The organism is Phytohabitans sp. LJ34, assembly GCF_052068095.1.
GTDB lineage: Bacteria > Actinomycetota > Actinomycetes > Mycobacteriales > Micromonosporaceae > Phytohabitans.
Genome location: NZ_JBQHDG010000005.1, coordinates 28,407 through 47,989, shown reverse-complemented (window position 1 = coordinate 47,989; position 19,583 = coordinate 28,407). Strand labels below are relative to the sequence as shown.

Genomic DNA, 19,583 nt, shown 5'->3' with positions numbered 1-19,583 from the left:
GCACATCTTGTGCGATTCGGTTGATCTTGGGGTGGTAGGCGGCGCCGCCGACGGCGTGTCGGGCACAGTTATCGGGTGACGGTTGAGCTAGCCCCGCCGACCACCGGCCGCGACAACACCATGCGCCGCAACGAGGCGCTCCTCGTCCTCGGCGTCTCACTTGGACAGTCAGCCATCTATGCGATGGTCTCCATCACCGCGCGGCTGACGGCCGACCGTCCGCTCTCCCAGCAGACCGCGACGCTCAACGCGTCCCAGTCGCCGCGGCCCTACCTCGACCTCACATACCAGCTGCTCGGGATCTTCTTTGCGCTGGTCCCGGTGCTGTTGGCGATACACCTGCTCAACCGCGACCGCGACGCACGCGCCAGCCTCGGCCTGGACCGCCGGCGTCCGGCCTTCGACCTGGTGTGGGGCGCGCTGTTGGCGGTCGTGATCGGCGGTCCCGGGATCCTCGTCTATCTCGGTGCGCACCGGCTCGGCATCAACGCCACGGTAGTGGCGGCCGACCTCCCCGACCTGTGGTGGGCGGTGCCCGTGCTGATCTTGGCCGCCGCGCAGAACGCGATCCTCGAAGAAGTGGTCGTTGTCGGATATCTGATGACCCGCCTCGAGGAGATGGGATGGCGGGTACGCACCATCATCGCCACGAGTGCCCTCCTGCGTGGCTCATACCACCTCTACCAAGGCTTTGGCGGCTTCATCGGCAACGCGCTGATGGGAGTTGTCTTCAGCTACTTCTACCTGCGCACCAGGCGCGTTCTCCCGTTGGTGATCGCGCACACGCTGCTCGATGTGGTCGCATTTATCGGATATACCCTGATAAAGGGCCGCTACGACTGGCTGCCGTAGCCCTCGCGGTAGTGAGCCCGAGCCCGGTAAGCGAGCCGCTCCACCGCCGCGGCCGCGCCCACCGCGGCCGTCACCGGCACCACGCCAGGCAGCAGCCGCCGCGCGACCATCCGCACGGCCAGCCATCCCCGCGACTGGGCCGACAGGGGCATCGCGAGCCGCCAAGCCGCCTCCGCAGCCCGCAGGGCCGGCGCCCCCTCGACCACCACATCAGCCTCGGTGGCCTCGGCCAGCGCGGCCCTGGCCACCTCCGGCGACGAATGCACCCCGACCAGCACCAGCAGGTCGACCGCCCGCTCGGCGTCGAGCGGATCCCGCCCGTAGGCCGCCGCGAGGTGCAACACCAGCGCGGCCTGCGCCCAAGCGGTCGCGGTGAGCTCGGCCACCGGCGTCAACAGCCCCAACGCCGTCGACACCGCCCCACCTGCCCCCGCCATCCGCACGAAGCGCTGCGTCGCGAGCCGCGCGAGGCCGTCGTCCGTCGCCGCCGGGTAGGTCGCCCGCGTCTGCGCGGCCCAATCGCGCGCCCGCGGCCCGATCGCCCGCACGGCCGCCAGAGCCAACAGCTCCGGGGCGTGTCCAGGCCGGTCGAGCAGCCGCGGCGTGGTCGCCGGTCCATCTCCTGCCTTGGTACGGGCGACGACCGACCCACTGACCAACGCCACCGCCGCTCGGGGCGACGTGCTTGTCGTGACCGCCGCCCGGTCGGCTGTGGTCGCGGCCGTCTTGCGTGCTGGTGCCTTGGCGGCCTTCTTGGTCGCCTTCTTCGCGGCGGCCTTCCGGGGGCTCTTCGACGCAGGGGCCTCTTCTGCCGTCGAGGCGGCGGCTTTCCTCGGCTCCTCCGCGCTCACAGCCTTGGCTGGCGGCCGCGCCTCTGCCGGCGCGTCCGCGCTGGTCGGTGTGGTTTCGGGTTTCTCAGAGCCGGTGCGCGTGGTGGCGGGTTTCTCAGAGCTCGTGCGCTTGGTGGGGGGTTTGCCGGTGCTGGTGCGCGTGGTGGCGGGTTTGCCGGTGCTGGTGCGCTTGGCCGGCCGACCACGGGCCGGCGCTTCGGCCGCGGGCGCCTCCCGGGTGGCCCGCTTGTCCGGCTCCCGCGACGGTGGTGGTGGGGCGGGCGCCGTCTCCGGTGTCGCCCGCTCGGCGGGCGGGGCGTCGGCCGCCGCCACGTCGCGGGCCACCCGCTTGGCCGGCCGGTCGCGGGCTGGCGTCTCGGTTGCTGGTGCGTCGCCGGGGCTGCTCCGTTTGGCCGGCCGCGCGTCAGCCGGTGGTGTAGTGGTGGCTGGGTCTGGGGCCGCCGTCCGCTTGGCCGGCCGAGCCTTTCGGGGCGGCTCGTCGGGCGGCTCGTCCGGCACGGCAGGCGGCTGGAAGAGCACCGAAGGCGCAGGCCCGCTGGCCGGTGGCCGGCGCGGCGGCGGCGCCGGTGCCGGATCTTCCTCAGGCGGGGTGAAGGCAGCCTTGGACGGGCGGGACCGCTCCCGCCGGCCGCCCGGGCGACGCTCCTCCTCCATGTCGACGGAGCCTAGTCCTGATGAGCCCGCTTCACCTCCCGGAAACCCGGCGGCCGAGAGCCCGCGCCGCTTTGCCGCCACCGAGGCCCGCACGGTATCCTCGGCGGGCGGTGGTCTGCGACGGCCACCTGGGAGACTTCGCCTAGTCTGGTCTATGGCGCCGCACTGCTAATGCGGTTGGGGTCTTAACGCCCCTCCCGGGTTCGAATCCCGGAGTCTCCGCGCGAAGACCGGTGTGTATGCTGGTCGAGCACCTGCGCCCGTAGCTCAATGGATAGAGCATCTGACTACGGATCAGAAGGTTAGGGGTTCGAGTCCCTTCGGGCGCGCAGCAGGTCAAGGGCCGGTTCCAGTCGTTGGAGCCGGCCCTTGTCGTGTCCAGCGGCCGGCCGAGCCAGGTAAAGATCACGTCACGGCCGGCGTGTTGTTCCCCGCCGTCCACATTCGACAGATAGAACCACCCGGTGCGTATGGAGGGAAGCGACCCGGCCGGACCGTCGTGGCGTCGGAGCAGCCGGTGCGTCGGCGAGGCGCATTGCGTGGAGGTCCAGGTGCGATCGGACGCGGTGGTGTTACGTAGCTCGCTGCGACCGTCCGTCGCTCTGGAGCTGAGCCGAGACCAGTGGGCCCACTTCGTCGCTCACTTCAAGACCGGAGCCTTCGACCTACCGCGGTGATGCGCTCAACGCGCCTTGCGGAGCTGCGCCGGTGCCGCCGCCGGCGGTAGGAGATCGCCGCGCGGGCGGCGGACTCGGGCCTGATGGTGCTGGGTTCGTAGGGGCGGGTGGGTGGTCCGCCGGCGATCGCGTCCCGGTACTCGTTGTCGATGATCCGGTAGAACGCGCGCTCGCGGCCACGTGAGCGCGACCGCCAGGATCCGTACCTCGTCCAGTACTCGCGCGACACCTCGCTCTCGAAGAATGCTTGGGCGTAGGCGCGCACCTGCTGAGCGTCGATCTGGCCGTGTTCCCATGCGTACGACCAGCCCATAATCACCAGATTCGCATAGTAGAAGAGCCGCTCATCCATATCGGGCGGACTTACGCGCGGCCCCCAGCACTGGGCGTATATGGGGTCATCCATTGCCATTCTTAGGAGGTCGAATGTATATCCCCGCTGCAACCACAGTCGCTCGTGGCGCACCTGCTTGCGTTGAAGCATCGTGGAGGCGGCCACCACCAGCAGGGTCGCGACCAGGGCCGCAACCCATTCCCGGTCACCGCTGTCCAGGCTGGCGATCACCGACGGCGTGAGGGCGGCGCCCACGAAGATCGCAATTGACGCGGCGGCGACGGCGAGCATGACTCCGATCTTGCCGAGGCTCTCACGGAAACCAGGAAACAGGTCGAATCTCGGAGTCTTCATCTGGTGGCCCCCTGACCGGGTCCGCATATCGCTAACCTCATTTTGCAGGTGCCCGCAAACAGCGCTCGTTTTTGATCTGCTCATGCCTGACTCATTCATCTGCGGCGCCAGTAGCAGGGAGCAATTGCTTTCTTCCGGGCTCTCCGGCCGAGCAATTTCTTGGACGACAAACCGGGACATGGTGTGATAGGCGGCGTGAGTCGCGCTGTCGAGGAGACCAACAGGCGGATGTTGCGGGCCCGCGACGCCATGGACCGGGCCTACGCGCAGCCACTCGACATCCCTGCGCTCGCCCGTATCGCGCACGTCTCCGAAGGGCACTTCATCCGCACGTTTCGGGCGACCTTCGGGGAGACTCCGCACCGCTACCTACAGCGGCGGCGAGTGGAACGTTCCATGTTTCTGCTCCGCGAGACCGACCGCCCGGTCACCGACATCTGCTTCGCGGTGGGCTTCACGAGCCTGGGCACCTTCAGCCGTACATTTCGGGACATCGTCGGGCAGTCGCCGTCGGTGTACCGGCGTACCGCGGCGAGCGTGCCGGTGCCGACGTGCTTCACCCGCTCGTGGATGCGGCCCGTCAGTTTTGGATAAGCAGGGGTCGGCGGGGGGCGACTAGCGTCGCCACCATGTTGAACGCGACCGCGATGTCCTCCATCTTCGTACTCGACCAGGACCAGGCCCTCGACTTCTACGTAGGCACGCTGGGCCTGGAGGTCAATACCGACCAGGATCTCGGCTTCATGCGCTGGCTGACCGTCAACGTGCCCGGCGACCCGGGGCGCGCGATCCTGCTGGAGAAGCCGGGGCCGCCGTCGATGGACGAGGCGACGGCCGAGCGGGTGCGCGAGCTGCTGACCAAGGGCGCGGCCGGCGGGTGGCTCGGCTTCAACACCGACGACGCCTACCGGACGTACGAGGAGCTGAAGGCGAAGGGCGTGGAGTTTACGGACGAGCCGACCGAGCAGCCCTACGGCATCGACTTCGGCCTGCGTGACCCGTTTGGCAACGCGATCCGGATCCGCCAGCTGCCCAAGTAGCCCTACGAGACGCCGACCGGGCGAAACTGCACGCTGACCCGCGGGCCGACCGGCTTTGCCGTCTTGGGCACGGCATGCTCCCACGTGCGCTGGCACGAGCCGCCCATCACGATCAGGTCGCCGTGGCCAAGGGGGAACCGGAGGCTTGCACCGCCGCCACGGGGGCGGAGGAGCAGCGGCCGGGGTGAGCCGAACGAGACGATCGCGACCATCGTGTCGATGCGGGACGAGCGGCCGTTGGTGTCGCCGTGCCAGGCGACGCTGTCGCGCCCGGTGCGGTAGAGGCACATCCCGGCCGTGACGAACGGCTCGCCGAGCTCGGGGGCGTAGTGGGCGGTGAGGGCGTCGCGCGCCTGCTCCAGCAGCGGGTGGGGCAGCGGGTCGCCGCCGCCATACCAGCACAGGAGGCGGGGCACGTCGACCTCCCGCTCGTACATCTCCCGGCGCTCGGCGCGCCACGGCACCTCGTGCAGGAGGGTGTCGAGCAGGAGGTCGGAGCCGTGCACCCAGCCCGGCAGGTGGTCGACCCAGGCGCCCCGGCTCAGCTGGTGGCGCCGGACCCGGCCGGCGAGCGGGCCGAGGCCGGCCTGCTCGGCGATGTCGAGCATCGAGGGCTGGTGCGCGACTTCCATAGGAGGCACCCTACGCCGGCTAGCACACCAGTGCTAATCCGTATGCCGCGAGCGTGTCGTCGAGCATCCGCTCCTGGGCGGCCGGCGGATATCCCGCGGGATCGCCCGAGCCCAGCGCGCCGGCGCCTTCGACCAGCGCGATCAGGGTGGCGGCGACGGACTCCGCGCGGTCCGCCGGCCAGTCGGGGGCGGCGGCGCCGACCAGGCGGGTGATGCGGTGCCGCCATGCCTGGTTGTTGGCACGGTGCTGGGCGATCAGCTCCTCGTCGGCGACCGCCGCGGCGAGAAAGCCGACCCAGACCGTGCTCTCGGTGCGCAGCTCGTCGTCCAGCGCGAGGCCCTGCCGGAGCACCGCGCGCAGCGCCTCCCGCGGAGAGTTCGCCGAAGCCTCCAGCGCCTCGACGCGGGCCCGGGTGCGCTCGTGCAGCAGGCGCCGGGCATGCAGGAGCAACGCGCGGCGGTGCGGAAAGCGGTGCATGACGAGGCCGGTCGTGCATCCGGCCGCGGCGGCGACCGCGCGGATCGTCAGGCGCTCGAGCCCCTGGTGGGCGAGCACGTCCCAGACCGCGCGGGAGAGCAGCGCCTCCTGCGCGGGGCGGTCGGCCGTTCGTGCCATGGCGCTAACCGTAACGCATGTTACCGTAACGCTTGTGACGGATAACGACACGCGATGGGTACTCGAGGCGCGGCCGTGGGACGACCCGGCGGGCGCGGCCTTGCGAAAGGAGCAGCGGGCGGAGCTCGACGCCCGCTACGGGGGCGACGACCACGAGCCCGGGCCGCTGCCGTCGGCCGCCGACATCGACCACTTCCTCGTCGCGGTCGATCCCGTCAGCGGGGCCGCGCTCGCGTGCGGCGGCCTGCGGCGCCTCGACGCCACGAGCGCCGAGATCAAGCGGATGTACGTGGTGCCCCAGGCCCGCGGCACCGGCCTGGCCACCGCCGTCCTCCGCGCACTCGAAGCGGCCGCGGTCGAGCGCGGCTGGACGACGATGCGCCTGGAGACCGGGACCTTCCAGCCCGACGCTCAGCGTTTCTACGAGCGCGAGGGCTACACGTCGATCCCCCTTTTCGGCGTCTACATCGGCTCCGCGGTCTCCGTCTGCTACGAGCGAAACCTCAAGACAGAGATTTGAGCTACCGCGACGTCCGCGGTGGTCCAGACCGTTGCTCCCGCGGCCTCACCCTGCGCGGTGCAAGATCAAGCCCCGGACGCGAAGCGCTCGGCGAACGCACGCAGGTCGCGGCGCTCGATCGCCGCCGCCATCAGGTCGGGGAAGGCATCCGGCGTGCACGCGAACGCGGGCACGCCCAGCGACGCCAGTGCGGCCGCGTTGTCGTGGTCATACGCCGGGGCGCCCTCGTCGGAGAGCGCGAGCAGCACCACCACCTGGACGCCCGCCTCCACCAGCGCGGCGATTCGCCGCAGCATCTCGGCCCGGATGCCGCCCTCGTACAGGTCGCTGATCAGCACGAAGATGCTGTCGCGCGGGCGGGTGACGAGCTCCTGGCAGTAGGCGATCGCCCGGTTGATGTCGGTGCCGCCGCCGAGCTGGGTGCCGAAGAGCACCTCGACCGGGTCGTGCAGCTGGTCGGTCAGGTCGACGACCGCGGTGTCGAAGACGACGAGCGACGTGCGGAGCGAGCGCATCGACGCGAGCACCGCCGCGAACACTCCTGAGTAGACGACCGAGGCGGCCATCGACCCGGACTGGTCGACGCAGAGGACGACGTCGCGCTGCACAGCCGTGGTGCGCCGCCCGTATCCGACCAGGCGCTCCGGCACGATCGTGCGGTACTCCGGCTGGTAGTGCTTGAGGTTGGCCCGGATCGTACGGTCCCAGTCGATGTCGGCGTGGCGCGGGCGGTTGACGCGCGTTGCGCGGTTGAGCGCGCCGGTGACCGCGGCCTTGGTCTTGTTGGCGATGCGCCGCTCCAGCTCGTCGACGACCTTGCGCACCACCTGGCGGGCGACGTCTTTGGTCTGGTCGGGCATGACCCTGTTGAGCGAGAGCAGCGTGCCCACGAGGTGCACGTCGGGCTCGACGGCGTCGAGCATCTCCGGCTCCAGCAGCAGGCTGGTGAGGTTGAGCCGCTCGATCGCGTCGGACTGCATGATCTGCACGACGGTGCTGGGAAAGTACTCGCGGATGTCGCCCAGCCACCGCGCCACCTGGGGTGCGGACGCGCCGAGACCGGCCGAGCGCTGGCGCCGGGAGCCTTCGGCGTCGCCCGAGCCCGAGTCGTAGAGCGCGGCCAGCGCCGCGTCCATGGCCGCCTCGTTGCCGCCAAGCTCACCCAGCGACTCTTCGGCCGCGCCGCCGAGCACCAGCCGCCACCTGCGCGAGCGCTCATCCATGGCGAATCTCCCGTCCGAGCAATGTGGAGAGTGTGGGCAGGACGAGGGCGGCCCGCTCGTGGTCGATCTCGGCGGCGACCGCCTCGGCGGTGACCCCGCCGCGTACCCGCTCGCCGATCGAGCGCCGCTCGGGCGGGGCGAACGTGCCGAACGTGCGGCGCAGCAACGGCAGCACGTCGGTGAACGAGTCGGCCGCCACTTCGGAAAGCCACTCGTCCACAAGGGACAGCAGGGCCGCGTCGTGTACGAGCAGCAGGCCGCCGCCCGCCAGGAAGCCCTCCACCCAGTGCGCCGCGTGCGCCGGTGGCGTACCCGCGGTCAGCACCAGGCCCATGCGGCGCCGGGTCTCGCCGGCGCCGAGGCGGTCGGCGTCGTACAGCAGGCGGGTCAGCCGGCCCGTGATCAAGCCGTGGACCTGGTCGGAGGCGGCGAGCCCAGCGAGCGTGTCGAGCCACCGCTCGCGCATCTCCGGCTGGTCGAGCAGCCCCAACGCGCCGTGTACCGCGTCGATCTGCGTGCGCAGCGAAGCGGCCGCCTCGTCGGAGAGGGACGCGACCGCGCCGGGCAGCCCGACGCAGATGCGCACCAGCAAACCCTCGGCGACCGTACGCAGCGCGCTCACGTCGGTGCCGCGCACGTCGCCGTAGCGCAGCGTGCGGGCCAGCGGCGGCACCGCGCCCATCAGGTGTGCCACGTCGGTGTCGAGCGCGGCGCGGGTGTCGAGCGCGTGGAGCACCGCCGGGGTCGCCTCGGGCAGGTCGGCGAGCAGGCACACCTCGACGAGCGGCGTCACCTCGGCGAGCGTCTCGGCGGCGCGGGCGGCCTCGGTGACCTTGGCGGTGGCGGCGCTGGGCACGGTCGTGCCGTATCCGCCCGCCTCGACCACCGCGACCGCGAACTCCGGCAGCCACCGCAGCCGCCACTCCTCGCGGAACGTCCCCTTGCCCCGGGTGCCGCCCAGCGGCTCGCCCCACGGGATGCCGAGCAGCCGCAGCCGGTGCAGCAGCCGGCTGCGGGCCAGGTCGATCTCGCGGCGTAGGTCGAGGTCGAGGGCGCGTTCGAGGGCCTCGGCCTTGAGGCGGAGGCTGCGCTGCTGCGCGGCCAGGTCGCGGGCCAGCGGCACCGCGGGCATGTCATCCGGCACCTCGCCGAGGCGCTCGCTCACGACCAGCCGCCGGCCGATCAGCTCGACCCGCAGCTCGTCGCCGTCGCAGAGCACGGCGCGGGTCGCCTCGGTCAGCTCGGCGAGCCCGGCCAGCGGGCGGCCGCGGAGCGTGGCGAGCGCCTCGGTGAGCCGGACCGCCTCGATGACGTGCGCGGACGACGTCGGCACACCCTCTTCGCGCAGGATGCCGGCGGCCGCCACCAGCCACCGCGTCACCACTTCGTCGGGCGTGGTGAAGAGATGGTGGTACCAGCCGGGCGAGCGCACGCCCGCGCCGTAGCCCTGCCACGACGCCAGCCGCCCGTACGTCCACGGCACCCAGGTAAACGTGACCTTGGTCTTCTTGCGCCCCTTGAGCAGCGCGGTGTCGTGTGCGGCGGTGACCTTGGCGGTCAGCGCCGGCACGTGCCACGCGCCGCAGACCACCGCCACGTTGTCGTGCGACTTGCGCACCTCGCGGAGCACACCGCGCATGTACGCCTCGCGTACCAAGTCTTCGGGGTCCTCTTCGGACTCGGCGCGGATCGCCGCCATGGCCTCGCCGATCGCCTCGAAGGCCGGCGCGCCCCGGTGCTCGACGACGTCTTCCCACCAGCGCTCGGGGTCGTCGTAGCCGGCGGCGCGGGCGAGGTCGCCGATCGGGTCGGCCGGGCGTTCGGGCCGCTCGGCCTCCTCGCGACGCGACAGGCGATAGGCGTAAGGAAGATCGAAAAACCGCACTGGTACGCCGTGGGCGCCCGCCCACCGCATCGCCTGCCACTCCGGCGAGAAGACGGCGAACGGCCAGTACGCCGCCTGGCGCGGATCGTCGGCGGCGTAGCCGAGCAGCGCCACCGGCGGCTCCAGCCGCTCGTCGGCGACCCAGCGCACCAGCTCGTCGGCCTCCGGCGGCCCCTCGATGAGCAGCACGTCGGGACGCTGCTCGTCGAGCGCGCGCAACACCGCCCGCGCCGATCCGGGGCCGTGATGGCGTACGCCGTAGAACTGCTCAGGCATCGCGCGCGGCGCGGTAGAAAGCGGACCAGCCGTCGCGCTCGCGCACGACCGTCTCCAGGTACTCCCGCCACACCACCGTGTCGGTCGTCGGGTCCTTCACCACCGCGCCGACGATGCCGGACGCCACGTCGCGCGGGCGGAGCGTGCCGTCGCCGAAATGCGCGGCCAGCGCCCAGCCGTTGGTGATGACCGAGATCGCCTCGGCGGTGGAGAGCGTGCCGGTGGGCGACTTGAGCTTGGTGCGCCCATCCTCGGTGAGACCGGTGCGCAGCTCACGGAAGACGGTGACCACGCGGCGGATCTCCTCCAGCGCCGGCGGCACCTCGGGCAGCTCCAGCGAGCGGCCGAGCTGTGCCACCCGGCGGGCCACGATGTCGACCTCTTCGTCGGCGGAGGCCGGCACCGGCAGCACCACCGTGTTGAACCGCCGGCGCAGCGCGCTGGAGAGCTCGTTGACGCCCCGGTCGCGGTCGTTGGCCGTGGCGATGATGTTGAAGCCCTTGACCGCCTGCATCTCGCTGCCCAGCTCGGGGATCGGCAGCGTCTTCTCCGACAGGATCGTGATCAGCGTGTCCTGCACGTCGGAGGGGACCCGGGTCAGCTCCTCGACCCGCGCGATGCCGCCGTGCTCCATCGCGCGCATCACCGGGCTCGCCACGAGCGCCGCGGCCGTCGGGCCCTCGGCGAGCAGGCGGGCATAGTTCCACCCGTAGCGGATCGCCTCCTCGGGCGTGCCGGCCGTGCCCTGCACGAGCAGCGTCGAGTCGCCGGAGATCGCCGCGGCGAGGTGCTCGGAGACCCAGGTCTTGGCCGTGCCCGGCACGCCGAGCAACAGCAGCGCCCGGTCGGTGGCGAGCGTGGCGACCGCGACCTCCATGAGCCGGCGTGGCCCGATGTACTTAGGCGTGATCTTGCCGCCGTCGCCGAGCAGGTAGGTCACCACGGCCTGCGGCGACAGCCGCCAGCCGGGCGGGCGCGGCCGGTCGTCCTCGGCGGCGAGCGCGGCCAGCTCGTCGGCGAACAGCTGCTCGGCGTGCGGTCGCATTACCGTCATCGAAGCTCCTCGTACATCTCGCGGCGGAAGGTCAGAGCGGCGGCCAACTGCGCGACGGCGATGGCCTGGCGGGTCGGCGGGTCGGCGGCGTGCAGGGCCTCGGCGAGCGCGGCGGCCCGGCCGGCGAAGCTCACCGGCATCGAAGGAGCGGCGGTGCGGCACAGCTCGCCGATGTGCCACGCGTGGCGCTCGCCGGCGGCCAGCACCTTGATCGCGTCGAGCACGGCCACGGCCAGGTCGTCCGGCCAGGGCCCGGTCTGCATGGCGAGCAGCCGGTGCGCGCGGATCGGATCGCGGCCCAGCGCCTGCGCGGCGTACCGGGCCAGCGCCTCCGGCGGCAGCGCCTCGTAGAGCTGTGCGGTCAGCGCCTCGTCGTAGGGGTCCTGGTCCTTGTTGACCGGGCGGGACATCTCGTCGGCCAGCACGGTGACCCAGGCCGGGTCGCGCTGCACGACCGCGGCCCGAGCGAGTCCCTTGTGGAGGGTCGGGCCCCAGTGGTCGGCGACCGGCAGGGCGAGCACCTGGTCGGCGGTGCGCGCGAAGGCGGTGGTCCAGGTATCCAGCGGGGTGCGCGCCAGGATCTCCTCCAGCAGCCAGGCCTGCGGACCGATGCCCCGCGGCGGCTTGGGCTGCACGCCGTCGCGCCGCATCGCGGCGTCGCACTCGCCGGGCGGGGTGACCACGAGCCGGTCGCGACCCAGCGCGCGGCGCTCGATCCGCACGCAGGCAAGCGCGCGCTCGGCCATCCGCTGGCTCAGCGCCGAGCCGGGGAGCATGGAGAGCAGGTCGGCGGCGACCGCGCGCACCTCCTTGCGCCGGTCGTCGAGCGCCCGCTCCAGCAGCGGCTCGTCGGCTAGGGACAGCCCGGTGGCCAGGGCGCCGAGCAGCCGGGCACGGTCGTCGGGGTCTTCGATGTCGAAGGTCTCGCTCAGCAGCGCGAGGCCGGCGGCCGGGTCGGTGGCCCGCACGGCGGCCAGGTAGGCCAGGCGCTGGCCCGGTGTGCCGGTCGCCCAGTCTTGCGGATCGGGATCGGCGGTCGCCTCGGTCAGCAGGTAGCGCCAGTCGGCCCGCCGGGCGGCGAGCCAGCCGCCGCGGCGACCGGCGACGGCGCCGAGCGCAGGGCGCAGGGCGGTGCGCCGCCGGCCCGCGTCGAGCAGCGGCGGCAGCAGCTCGGGCGGCACCCGATAGCCCAGGTCGGCCGCGTGGCCGAGCCAGTCGCCGAGCAGGCCGAGCGCCACCTCGGTGCCGCCGGGCACGCCGCCGTCGCTGAGCAGCAGGGCGAGCCGGCGTCCGGCGGCGGCCGGCACCTGCGGGGCGATCTCGTCGGGCGCCGGCTCGATCGGCAGCCGGCCGGGCACGGGCGTGACACCGGCCCGCGCGTAGGCCAGTGCGACCGCGGCGCCCTCCAGCAGCCCGGACGGCCCGCGCCCGCCGAGCAGCACCCCGCCGACCGCCCCTCCCTCGTACGGCCGGCGCTCGGTGCCGACGAGCGCGGCGGAGAGCAGGTCGGGCGGCAGCTGGGGACCGCGCCGGTCGCCGGTGGGGCCGATCGGGGCCGGCACGTATCGCCCGTCGGGCCAGGCGGCGAGCGGCCGGAACCCGCCCGGACCGTACTCCCCGGCCAGCGTCACTGGGCGGCCACCGCTCCCGGCGAGCAGCCACCATGGCTGGTCGTATCCGGCGCTGAGCGGCAGCGCGTCACCGGCCGCGTCGACGAGGTGCCCGTCGTCGGTGAGCGTCACGCCGCCGAGCAGCATCGGCACGTTTTCACACCACGGCTCCGCCGCCACCGCCGCGGACCAGCCGGCGAGCGCCGCCGCGACGCCGACCGCCCCTGCTGGCGGCCCCTCCGGCTGGAGCGTGGCGTGCCGCTCCGCGACGAGCGCGCGCATCGGCAGGTTGCCCGGGTGCCAGCACAGGTCGGCGTCGAGGATCGTGCCGGGCACCACGTCGGCCGGAAACGCCTGCCCGATCGGCGTGAACGCGAGCAGCAACGCGAACCGCCCCGACTCCTCGCCGTGCAGCCAGGTGCGCCGGGTCGCCAGCCGCTCGTCGGCGAGGTCGACCTGGCCGAGCACGTGCCAGCGGTCGCGAACCCGGGGGCCGGCCAGCACCTCGTCGGTGGGCACCGGGATGCCGACCCGGGACCGCACGGTGGCGGCCAGCGGCGCGGGCAGCTCGTCGAGCCGGGCATGCGACGCGACGAGCAGGCGCAGGAGGGCCAGCTCGCCGAGCAGCCGGTCGGCCCAGTGCTGACCGACGCCGGCGATCCGTCCCAGGCGGCGCACCGCGTTGGCCGCACCGGGTGCCTGTGCGTCGACAAGGCGCGCGGCCATCGCCTCATACGGCCCGTAGCCGGACCGCTCGGACCCGGCCAGCCCATGGGCGACCTGGTCGGTGAGCCACCGGTCGAGCTCGTCGAGGCCGGCCGTGATCCGGTCGGCGCGCTGCTCGGCCCGCTTACGCGCGGCCTCCGGGTCAGCCGAGCCACGGGGTGCCGGGGCGGTGGCCGGGGTACGCGCCGCGCGGGCGGCTCGGGACGCCCGCCACTCGGCGACCCAGTCGGGTGCCGCCGCGTCGGGTGCGCCGCCGGCCGACCACAGCAGCATCAGGCCGAGCGCGTGCTTGCAGGGAAACTTGCGGCTCGGGCAGGAGCACCGGTATGCCGGCTCGGTCAGGTCGACGCAGGCCTGGTAGGGATGCTTGCCGCTGCCCCGGCACAGCCCCCAGAGCACGTCGTCGTCGCGCCCCGTGACCTCCCACTTCGTGGCGGCGCTGACCCCCTGTGCGGCGCGCGCGGAGCTGGTATCCGGAGCGAGCGCGAGCACCTGCGCGGTGCTCCACCGTTCGATCGGCACCGCAGAAATGTAGTGCGCCCGTGCGACATCTCGGGGGCCCACCCCGAGACGATCTCAGGGTCGGTTACCGGGGCCGCTCCGGGCCGCGGCCCTGATGTGCGGATATAGATACGCCCATAGCGTCATTGGCATGACGGAGTGGCTGGGGTGGGTCGGGGAGCTGCCGACGGTGGTCTTCACCGTGGCGCTGAGCGTGATCATGGTGCTCGACGCGATTCCCCTGGTGGGCATCCTGGTGCCCAGCGACGTCGTGGTGCTGACCGCGCTCGGCGCCCGCGGGCCGCTCGGCGGGGGCAGCGTCTTCCTGGCCATCGTGGTCGGCTGCCTGGCCGGCTGGTCGCTGGTCTTCCTCGTCGGGCGGCAGCTCGGCGACCGGGTTCGAGGCGGGCGTATCGGGGGTTGGATCGGCGAGGCCCGGTGGGCCGCCGCCGAGCGGGCGCTCCGCCTCGAAGGTGCCCGGATGGTCATGGTGGCGCCGTTCCTGCCGGTCCTGAACACCTTGGTGCCGCTGGCCGCCGGCGGGCTCCGGATGTCGTACCGCAGCTTCCTCCGCTCGGCCACGCTCGGCGCGGCGCTGTGGGGCGTCCTCTACGTCGGCCTCGGCATGCTCGGGCAGGCGGTGGGCGGCGTGCTCGGCGGCACCACCACCACGATGGTCGCCACGATCGCCGTCGGCCTCGGCTTCGGCTGGGTCGCCCTCTTCGGCGCCCGCCGCAGGCTGGCCATTGCGGAGCCGGCTGTGGCAGCGATCACAAATGAGGTACTGGATGGAACAGAGCGCACCGTTCGTAACTTGAGCCGTACAAGCTCAACTCAAGGACGGGGCGAACCTCATGACGACACTTCCGGTTCTGCCATTGACCGACGCGGTGCTGCTGCCCGGCATGGTCATCCCGGTCACCCTCGACACGACGACACAGGCCGCGATCGACGCCGCCCGTACGTCGGCCGGCAAGAAGCTGCTGGCCGTGCCGCGGCTCGACGGCGAGTACGGCTCGGTGGGCACGATCGCGACGATAGAGAAAGTTGGACGGCTCCCTACCGGCGAGCCCGCGGCGGTGATCCGTGGTCTCGCGCGGGCGCGTATCGGCTCCGGCGTGCCGGGTCCGGGTGCGGCCCTCTGGGTGGAGGCGGCCGAGCTGACCGAGGCGCCGCCCTCCGCTAAGGCGAAGGAGCTGGCCCGCGAGTACAAGGCGCTGGTTTCCGCCCTGCTGCAACGCCGCGGTGCGTGGCAGGTCATCGACGCGGTAGAGCGGATGACCGACCTCTCCGAGCTGGCCGACTCGGCCGGCTACGCCCCCTGGCTCTCCAACGAGCAGAAGGTCGAGCTGCTGGCGGCCACCGACGTGACCGCCCGGCTGGAGCTGCTGGTCGGCTGGGTCCGCGAGACGATCGCCGAGCAGGAGGTCACCGAGCGGATCAACGAGGACGTCCGCGAAGGGCTGGAGAAGTCGCAGCGGGAGTTCCTGTTGCGCCAGCAGCTCGCCGCCATCCGCAAGGAGCTCGGCGAGGAGGAGCCGGACGGCTCCGCCGACTACCGCTCCCGGGTCGAGGCGGCCAACCTCCCGGAAAACGTGCACAAGGCCGCGCTCGCCGAGGTCAGCAAGCTCGAACGGGCAAGCGACCAGTCGCCGGAGGCGGGCTGGATCCGCACCTGGCTGGACACCGTCCTCGAGATGCCGTGGAACACCCGTACCGAGGACAAGACCGACCTCGGCGCGGCACGCGAGGTGCTCGACGCGGACCACGCCGGCCTCGCCGACGTGAAGGACCGCATCCTGGAGTACCTGGCGGTGCGCAACCGCCGTGCCTCCCGCGGCCTGCACGTGGTGGGCGGCCGTGGCTCTGGCGCCGTGCTGGCCCTCGCCGGCCCGCCCGGCGTCGGTAAGACAAGCCTCGGTGAGTCGGTCGCGCGGGCCCTGGGCCGCAAGTTCGTCCGGGTCTCGCTCGGCGGAATCCGGGACGAGGCGGAGATCCGTGGCCACCGGCGTACCTACGTCGGCGCGCTACCCGGCCGCATCGTCCGCGCGCTGCGCGAGGCCGGCTCGATGAACCCGGTCGTGCTGCTCGACGAGGTCGACAAGCTGAGCGTCGGCTTCGCCGGCGACCCGGCCGCGGCCCTGCTCGAGGTGCTCGACCCGGCGCAGAACCACACGTTCCGCGACCACTACCTCGAGGTCGACCTGGACCTGTCCGACGTGCTCTTCCTCGCCACGGCCAATGTGATCGAGACCATCCCCGGCCCGCTGCTGGACCGCATGGAGCTCGTCACGCTCGACGGTTACACAGAGGAGGAAAAGGTCGCCATCGCGCGCGACCACCTGCTGCCGCGGCAGCTGGAGCGGGCCGGCCTGACGGCCGACGAGGTCACGATCGCCGACGAGGCGCTGCGCGAGATCGCCGCCGAGCACACACGCGAGGCGGGGGTGCGGCAGCTGGAGCGCGCGCTCGCGAAGGTGCTGCGCAAGGTCGCGGTCGCGCTGGCGGACGGCGGCGAGCCCATCCGGGTCGACGCCGGCAACCTGGCCACCTACCTGGGCCGGCCGCGGTTCACCCCGGAGACGGCGGAGCGCACGGCGGTGCCTGGCGTGGCCACCGGTCTCGCGGTGACCGGTGCGGGCGGCGAGGTGCTCTTCATCGAGGCCACCGCCATGGAGGGCGAGCCGGGGCTGACCCTGACCGGCCAGCTCGGTGACGTGATGAAGGAGTCGGCGCAGATCGCGCTGTCCTACCTGCGCTCGCACGGCGCGGAGCTGGGCATCGACGCGGCTTCGCTGGCCAAGCGCCGGATCCACGTGCACTTCCCGGCCGGCGCGGTGCCGAAGGACGGCCCGAGCGCGGGCATCACGATGGTGACGGCGCTGGCGTCGCTCGCTTCGGGACGCCCGGTGCGTCCGGAGGTCGGCATGACCGGTGAGGTCACGCTGGCTGGGCGGGTGCTCCCGATCGGCGGGGTGAAGCAGAAGCTGCTCGCCGCCCACCGGGCCGGGCTGACCGAGGTGATCATCCCGGCGCGCAACGAGCCCGACCTGGACGACGTGCCGGAGGCGGTGCGCGAGGCGCTCACGATCCACACGTTCGGTGACGTCGCCGACGTACTCGAACTGGCCCTGCGGCCGGCGGAGGAGCGGGCTCCGGCTCTCGTCGCCGCCTGACGAATCCCTTTCGCAGACCCCGCTCCGCGGTTCCGGCCGCGGGGCGGGGTCGCTGTCGTTACGGAATCGTAACTACTCGACAAATCCACTACGGCGGGTGAGCGCTGTCGTACCCGATGGTCGCTTAAGGTGGATTTGTCACCCCTGATCTGGTCATTAGGGCATAACAGCAGGTGACAGGTCCCGAATCAGTCTTCCACGAAAGTGTTACCAACCAGTAGCAAGGGTCTTGTGACCCGGGTCGCTTCGCGAGAACATCGGCACCGCGCTTGCTACCGGCTGGTAATGGCAGGAGCGGCCCTGATACGCGTTCCCCCACGCTCCCATCCGCCGCCGGCGCTTCCGTCGCGCTGGTGGCACCCATCGAGGAGGACCTTGTGAAGGATCCGCAAGGCAATCTGGTGCAGGGGCGCACCAGATGGCGGCGCTTCGCCGCGCTGATGGTCCCGGCGGCAGCTCTCGCCGGCGCCATCATCTTCGGCATGGCCAACGGCGCGATCGCCGCGTCGTTCAGCGTCTCGGGCCAGACCTTCAAGGTCTCCGCCAGCAAGCTGGAAGGTGACGGCTTCACGCAGTACGGCGGTGTCGCCAAGGAGAAGGACGGCACCCAGCACCCGGTCGCCATCTCCGGGATCAAGAGCGCGAAGCTGTACGACCTGTGCCAGTCGGTGAAGGTGCCCAACCTCCCGGTCGTGCTGACCATCAACGCGGGCGGCGACGGCGACCCGGCTACCGCCACCGACCTTCTGCTCGACGTGACAGAGCTGCGTGGCGACGCGACGTTCACCAACATCGACATCGGTGTGGACGCCTCCGACGTCGGCGGCCAGTCGGGTGCCTTCGGACAGCGTGCCCAGAAGGTCGTCATCACCGACCTCCAGCAGGAGGCGTGGTCGACCACCGCCGGCACGTTCACGCTGAAGGGCCTGAGGTTGAAGGTCAACGTGGGCGCCGATGCGAAGGAATGCTTCTACTGGCAGTAGTCGGCACGGGCCCGCGGAGCGATCGCCTTCGCGGGCCCTGTCCCGGCCCGGCCGTCGAATCTCTCCTTTGGAGGAGCTGGTGACTTCCCCGACGCCGCAGCACGCGAAGAGCAGCCCCCTTGCCCGCGGCTGGCGGGGTTTTCGCGTGTGGCGGCGGACCCGACCCTTCTGGGGCGGCCTGTTCACGATCCTCGCCGGCCTGGAGATCTTCGCGACCACGCAGGGGAGCCTGGGTGGCCTGACGTTTCAGATGGGTCCGACCGGATTCCTGTCCTGGCTGATCCCCACGATCCTGGTCGCCTGCGGCGTGCTGATGTGGGTGTCGCCGGGCCAGCGCCTCTTCTACGCGATCGTCGCCGCGATGACCGCCGTCTTCTCCCTCATCGGGGTCAACCTCGGCGGCTTCTTCATCGGTCTGCTGCTCGGCATGGTGGGCAGCGCGCTGGGCTTCGCCTGGACGCCGGTCGCGCCACCCGAGCCGGCGCCGGCCGGGAGCGAGCCGGATGCCGCGGAGGAGCCGGAGCCGGCCAACGAGGCCACAGTGGACAACCTGCTGGACGGGCCCGAGACGCCGCAGCGGCGCGACCACTGGCAAGGGTCCGATGTAGACACGACCGGCGAGATCCCAACGCAGCGGCCCGGTCCGGGCCGGTCTCAGCTCTACACGATCGCCGTCGTGCTGATGAGCCTGGCGTTGACCGGGGCGGTGATCCTGCGCGGCGGCACGCCGGCGCACGCGGCGCCCTGCAAGCCCGAGGCGCCGCCCGCCACGCCCACACCGACCCCGTCCGCCACGCCCACGCCCACCCCGGCGCCGGAAGGCGGCACCGAGGAAGGCGGCGGCAACATCATCGGCGACATCATCGAAGGTATCGGCGACCTGATCGGGATCGGTGGTGGAAACGAGAAGGCGCCGGCCGCCGAGGCCTCCCCGACTCCCACCCCGAGCGGCACGCAGGCGCCCGGCAAGCCGGCCGACCCCACGCCCACACCCACCTGCCCGCCAAGCGGCGCACCTGGTGCCGAAGAGCCTGGCGACGACGAGAAGCCGATCCTCACCCGGGTGGTCGAACCGCCGGCGGACATCGAGGCGATCAACCGCGTCCCGTCGATCATGACCGGCTCCAAGCTGACCAACTACAACCTGGAGTACCACGGCGTGACCGACCTCCCGCTGCGTGGCGGCGGCACGATGAAGGTGCTCTGGTTCAACATGACGAAGGCGGTGACGGACGACTTCGAGCTGAAGCCGACCGTCCCCAACAATCGCCGCATGTCGATCAAGGCGAAACCGCTGACCGTCGAGGGCACCGTGCGGTTTTTCACGCCGCGCTTCGCCGGCAAGCTGCTCGGCCTGCCCCAGGTCTACACGCCGACCGCGCCGCCGCCGCTGATCCCGGGCGTCCCGGTGCCGGTGCTCCCGATCGTCTTCACCGATGTCGAGATCCAGCTCGCCTACGTCGACTGCAAGACGCTCACCGCCAAGGACCTCGTCAACACGCCTTAGATCTCGCGTGCTTCGTCACGTAGGCCGCCGGCCGGCGCGGGCGAGGATGCGCGCACCTTGCCGCGAGCGCGGGAGGTGACGTTGCGTGAGCGGACGTCGCGGCAGCTCGAAT

Annotated in this window: 16 protein-coding genes, 2 tRNA genes and 1 pseudogene; 11 read left to right on the top strand and 8 right to left on the bottom strand. The window is 72.1% G+C overall.

All coding sequences use genetic code 11. From position 1 onward, the window contains the following. Positions 1-75: 75 nt before the first annotated feature. On the top strand, positions 76-852 hold the full coding sequence (locus ACTMTJ_RS10205; RefSeq protein WP_441215905.1) for a CPBP family intramembrane glutamic endopeptidase: 777 nt from the start codon (positions 76-78) through the stop codon (positions 850-852). Here the strand turns inward: ACTMTJ_RS10205 and ACTMTJ_RS10200 are convergent. Further along, positions 834-2,357, bottom strand: coding sequence for a hypothetical protein (locus ACTMTJ_RS10200; protein ID WP_441215904.1), 1,524 nt, complete (start codon positions 2,355-2,357; stop codon positions 834-836). The two genes, ACTMTJ_RS10205 and ACTMTJ_RS10200, sit on opposite strands and share 19 nt — an antisense overlap. Positions 2,358-2,488: 131 nt before the next feature. Here ACTMTJ_RS10200 and ACTMTJ_RS10195 point away from each other — a divergent pair. From ACTMTJ_RS10195 to ACTMTJ_RS10185, 3 genes are all read left to right on the top strand, one after another. Then, positions 2,489-2,579 (top strand) — tRNA-Ser (locus ACTMTJ_RS10195). A 34-nt stretch (positions 2,580-2,613) separates the two neighbouring features. Continuing rightward, positions 2,614-2,686, top strand: a tRNA-Arg gene (locus ACTMTJ_RS10190). A gap of 141 nt (positions 2,687-2,827) precedes the next feature. Continuing rightward, positions 2,828-3,034, top strand: coding sequence for a DUF397 domain-containing protein (locus ACTMTJ_RS10185; protein ID WP_441216307.1), 207 nt, complete (start codon positions 2,828-2,830; stop codon positions 3,032-3,034). On the opposite strand, the gene ACTMTJ_RS10180 is transcribed toward ACTMTJ_RS10185, so the two are convergent. After that, a complete protein-coding gene (locus tag ACTMTJ_RS10180; protein WP_441215903.1) occupies positions 3,003-3,722 on the bottom strand; it encodes a DUF6082 family protein in 720 nt (239 codons plus the stop codon). The genes ACTMTJ_RS10185 and ACTMTJ_RS10180 overlap by 32 nt on opposite strands. 195 nt (positions 3,723-3,917) lie before the next feature. Here ACTMTJ_RS10180 and ACTMTJ_RS10175 point away from each other — a divergent pair, with 195 nt between their 5' ends. Both ACTMTJ_RS10175 and ACTMTJ_RS10170 read left to right on the top strand, forming a co-directional pair. Beyond that, positions 3,918-4,316: a helix-turn-helix domain-containing protein gene (locus ACTMTJ_RS10175; protein WP_441215902.1), complete on the top strand. Its 399-nt coding sequence runs from the start codon at positions 3,918-3,920 to the stop codon at positions 4,314-4,316. Positions 4,317-4,351: 35 nt separating this feature from the next. After that, entirely contained in the window at positions 4,352-4,762 is a 411-nt protein-coding gene (locus ACTMTJ_RS10170; protein ID WP_441215901.1) for a VOC family protein, read from the top strand. A 2-nt stretch (positions 4,763-4,764) separates the two neighbouring features. Here the strand turns inward: ACTMTJ_RS10170 and ACTMTJ_RS10165 are convergent, their stop codons facing one another. Both ACTMTJ_RS10165 and ACTMTJ_RS10160 read right to left on the bottom strand, forming a co-directional pair. Next, entirely contained in the window at positions 4,765-5,394 is a 630-nt protein-coding gene (locus tag ACTMTJ_RS10165; RefSeq protein WP_441215900.1) for an alpha-ketoglutarate-dependent dioxygenase AlkB, read from the bottom strand. A gap of 19 nt (positions 5,395-5,413) precedes the next feature. Then, positions 5,414-6,010 carry a TetR family transcriptional regulator C-terminal domain-containing protein gene (locus tag ACTMTJ_RS10160; RefSeq protein WP_441215899.1) on the bottom strand — a complete coding sequence of 199 codons (597 nt, stop codon included), beginning with the start codon at positions 6,008-6,010 and terminating at the stop codon, positions 5,414-5,416. 34 nt (positions 6,011-6,044) lie between these two features. On the opposite strand from ACTMTJ_RS10160, the gene ACTMTJ_RS10155 reads away from it, so the two are divergent. Continuing rightward, positions 6,045-6,530 (top strand): GNAT family N-acetyltransferase, encoded by a 486-nt coding sequence (locus tag ACTMTJ_RS10155; protein WP_441215898.1) that lies wholly within the window; start codon positions 6,045-6,047, stop codon positions 6,528-6,530. A gap of 65 nt (positions 6,531-6,595) precedes the next feature. On the opposite strand, the gene ACTMTJ_RS10150 is transcribed toward ACTMTJ_RS10155, so the two are convergent. Genes ACTMTJ_RS10150 through ACTMTJ_RS10135 form a run of 4 tightly spaced genes read right to left on the bottom strand, consistent with a single transcriptional unit; the run spans position 6,596 to position 13,826 of the window. Beyond that, positions 6,596-7,753: a VWA domain-containing protein gene (locus tag ACTMTJ_RS10150; RefSeq protein ID WP_441215897.1), complete on the bottom strand. Its 1,158-nt coding sequence runs from the start codon at positions 7,751-7,753 to the stop codon at positions 6,596-6,598. Then, a complete protein-coding gene (locus ACTMTJ_RS10145) occupies positions 7,746-9,914 on the bottom strand; it encodes a DUF5682 family protein (RefSeq protein WP_441215896.1) in 2,169 nt (722 codons plus the stop codon). The genes ACTMTJ_RS10150 and ACTMTJ_RS10145 overlap by 8 nt, the downstream gene beginning before the upstream one ends. Then, positions 9,907-10,968 carry an ATP-binding protein gene (locus ACTMTJ_RS10140; RefSeq protein WP_441215895.1) on the bottom strand — a complete coding sequence of 354 codons (1,062 nt, stop codon included), beginning with the start codon at positions 10,966-10,968 and terminating at the stop codon, positions 9,907-9,909. The genes ACTMTJ_RS10145 and ACTMTJ_RS10140 overlap by 8 nt, the downstream gene beginning before the upstream one ends. Next, on the bottom strand, positions 10,965-13,826 hold the full coding sequence (locus ACTMTJ_RS10135; RefSeq protein WP_441215894.1) for an SWIM zinc finger family protein: 2,862 nt from the start codon (positions 13,824-13,826) through the stop codon (positions 10,965-10,967). The genes ACTMTJ_RS10140 and ACTMTJ_RS10135 overlap by 4 nt, the downstream gene beginning before the upstream one ends. A gap of 94 nt (positions 13,827-13,920) precedes the next feature. On the opposite strand from ACTMTJ_RS10135, the pseudogene ACTMTJ_RS10130 reads away from it, so the two are divergent. The 4 genes and pseudogenes from ACTMTJ_RS10130 to ACTMTJ_RS10115 all read left to right on the top strand — a co-directional run. Then, positions 13,921-14,421 (top strand): annotated as a pseudogene (locus ACTMTJ_RS10130) (DedA family protein); the annotation flags it as partial. A 238-nt stretch (positions 14,422-14,659) separates the two neighbouring features. Beyond that, positions 14,660-16,981 carry an endopeptidase La gene (gene lon, locus ACTMTJ_RS10125; RefSeq protein WP_441215893.1) on the top strand — a complete coding sequence of 774 codons (2,322 nt, stop codon included), beginning with the start codon at positions 14,660-14,662 and terminating at the stop codon, positions 16,979-16,981. A gap of 440 nt (positions 16,982-17,421) precedes the next feature. Next, positions 17,422-17,964 (top strand): DUF6230 family protein, encoded by a 543-nt coding sequence (locus ACTMTJ_RS10120; protein ID WP_441216306.1) that lies wholly within the window; start codon positions 17,422-17,424, stop codon positions 17,962-17,964. Further along, on the top strand, positions 17,936-19,471 hold the full coding sequence (locus ACTMTJ_RS10115; protein ID WP_441215892.1) for a DUF6114 domain-containing protein: 1,536 nt from the start codon (positions 17,936-17,938) through the stop codon (positions 19,469-19,471). The genes ACTMTJ_RS10120 and ACTMTJ_RS10115 overlap by 29 nt, the downstream gene beginning before the upstream one ends. Positions 19,472-19,583 lie beyond the last annotated feature (112 nt).